The following is a 1,701-nucleotide window of genomic DNA, read 5'->3' as shown; positions in this document are numbered from 1 at the left end:
GCCGCCGTCAGTGACGAAACCAGTAGATCACCGCTGAAACGAGGATCCAGCCAATTGCATAGGCAAGCGCATCAGGGGCACCCGAACCAAAAATCGGCTCTCCAGGCTGCGCTTTGCCGCGCCATTCGCTCGGCCGCAGATCAATCATCCGGGACGGCTTGAACATGGGCCTCATCGATCAAATCATTTCTGTGGAAAGCGGCGGGAAAAACACGTCTAACCCGAACTCGTCAGCCTCTGGCGTCGGGCAATTCATCGACGGCACCTGGCTCGCCATGCTGGCGAAGCACCGGCCGGACATCACGGGCTCTCGAGATGAATTGCTGGCGCTCAAGAGCGATCCGAGCCTTTCGCGGGAGATGACAGCGGCCTATGCCGGGGACAATGCCGGGATTCTATCGAAAGCTGGGCTTCCCGTCACCCCTGGGTCGCAATATCTCGCCCATTTTGCGGGTCCGCAGGGCGCCGTCGGCATCCTGAACGCCGATCCGTCGGCGTCCGCCGGCTCCATCCTCGGCGCCGGGGTGGTGAAGGCCAACCCCTTCCTCGCGAAGATGTCCGCGGGTGACCTCGCCGCTTGGGCGGATCGGAAGATGGGCGGGGCGAGCTCGGCGGCGCCGATGTCGATAGCGGGGCCGGGCGCGGCAGCGGCGCCGCAGGCCGCCACTCCGACTCCGACGCCGGCGGCGGCATCGCCTGCGCCGCAGTCAGGCTTCCAAATCACCGGCGCTGGGCAGTCGGCGGCGCCGAACCTTGCCGCACTCACGGCGGTGCCCCAATTGCAGAACATCTTGCCGGCGCGGCCGAACCTGTACGGGTTCAAGGTGGCGCCTTTCTCTCTGCGGGGCTGAAAATGGTTCACCGGGGTGTGGCCGCGGCATCATACCCCGTTCACTATCTAGCGACGTTCCCTTTTTGGACTACATATCTCGATTGTCAGGCAACGAAAAACCTGTATCGTCATTGTAGATACTAAAAGAGGGTCCAAAAATGGTCCCCGATAGTGGTCAGAGAGGGTTCCATCATGAACGTGCGCTTCTCGAAGTGGGGAAATAGCATTGCTTTGCGGATTCCGACAGGATTCGCGAGGGATCTTCATGTGTTCGACGGAAAAGGTGCGGATATCCAGGTAAAAGGCGGTTCCCTGGTTGTGACACCCGTCGAAGGGCCGGTATACACGTTAGACGAGCTACTGGCGGGAATCACTGAAGAGAACTTGCATGGCGAGGTTGGGACAGCTGTTGCGGTCGGCAACGAGTTCAGTTGAACCGTATTGTCCCGATGTGGGCGACTTCGTTCGCCTGCAGTTTGATCCTCAAGCTGGGCGCGAGCAGGCCGGTCGCAGACCGGCCCTCGTTTTGTCGCCGCGCAAATACAATAGCCTCGTCCGGCTGTGCATCCTGTGTCCGATGACCAATCAGGCTAAGGGCTACCCCTACGAAGTCTTGGTTGACTCCGCCCTTCCCATGGGAGGAGGCGTGATCCTCGTCGATCAGATCAAGAGCCTCAGTTGGACCGAGCGGAAATGCGAGTTCACAGGGTCTGTAGCGCCGCCTGAATTGCTGGCGGATGTCATGGCGAAGCTACGAACGCTTCTGCCATCCTAGCCCCCGTTACGAACGGCTAACGCGGCAGCCGCAAAAAGGGCCCACACTGAGGGCCCGCGCATGACGTTCTGGAAATGGAGCAAGACGGCCGCCA

General features: G+C 60.9%; 4 protein-coding genes. 3 read left to right on the top strand and 1 reads right to left on the bottom strand.

Features of this window, described 5'->3' with window-relative positions; translation table 11 throughout:
- Positions 1–7 precede the first annotated feature (7 nt).
- Positions 8–166 (bottom strand): hypothetical protein, encoded by a 159-nt coding sequence (locus IVB46_RS06065; protein WP_247342307.1) that lies wholly within the window; start codon positions 164–166, stop codon positions 8–10.
- On the opposite strand from IVB46_RS06065, the gene IVB46_RS06060 reads away from it, so the two are divergent.
- The 3 genes from IVB46_RS06060 to IVB46_RS06050 all read left to right on the top strand — a co-directional run bounded on the left by IVB46_RS06060 (position 165) and on the right by IVB46_RS06050 (position 1,607).
- Entirely contained in the window at positions 165–851 is a 687-nt protein-coding gene (locus IVB46_RS06060; protein WP_247342305.1) for a hypothetical protein, read from the top strand. The two genes, IVB46_RS06065 and IVB46_RS06060, sit on opposite strands and share 2 nt — an antisense overlap.
- Positions 852–1,024: 173 nt before the next feature.
- Positions 1,025–1,267 (top strand): AbrB/MazE/SpoVT family DNA-binding domain-containing protein, encoded by a 243-nt coding sequence (locus IVB46_RS06055; protein ID WP_247342302.1) that lies wholly within the window; start codon positions 1,025–1,027, stop codon positions 1,265–1,267.
- Positions 1,221–1,607, top strand: coding sequence for a type II toxin-antitoxin system PemK/MazF family toxin (locus IVB46_RS06050; RefSeq protein ID WP_247342299.1), 387 nt, complete (start codon positions 1,221–1,223; stop codon positions 1,605–1,607). Before IVB46_RS06055 ends, IVB46_RS06050 begins: the two co-directional genes overlap by 47 nt.
- The last annotated feature ends 94 nt before the right edge of the window (positions 1,608–1,701 follow it).

This window comes from Bradyrhizobium sp. 61 (assembly GCF_023073075.1).
Lineage (GTDB): Bacteria > Pseudomonadota > Alphaproteobacteria > Rhizobiales > Xanthobacteraceae > Bradyrhizobium > Bradyrhizobium barranii.
This window is presented reverse-complemented; position numbering and strand designations above follow the sequence as displayed.

What these genes read in the sequence shown, in the direction of transcription:
- IVB46_RS06065 (WP_247342307.1), bottom strand. Translation starts at nt 166, where the DNA reads ATGTTCAAGCCGTCCCGGATGATTGATCTGCGGCCGAGCGAATGGCGC.
- IVB46_RS06055 (WP_247342302.1), top strand. Translation starts at nt 1,025, where the DNA reads ATGAACGTGCGCTTCTCGAAGTGGGGAAATAGCATTGCTTTGCGGATT.
- IVB46_RS06050 (WP_247342299.1), top strand. Translation starts at nt 1,221, where the DNA reads ATGGCGAGGTTGGGACAGCTGTTGCGGTCGGCAACGAGTTCAGTTGAA.
- IVB46_RS06060 (WP_247342305.1), top strand. Translation starts at nt 165, where the DNA reads ATGGGCCTCATCGATCAAATCATTTCTGTGGAAAGCGGCGGGAAAAAC.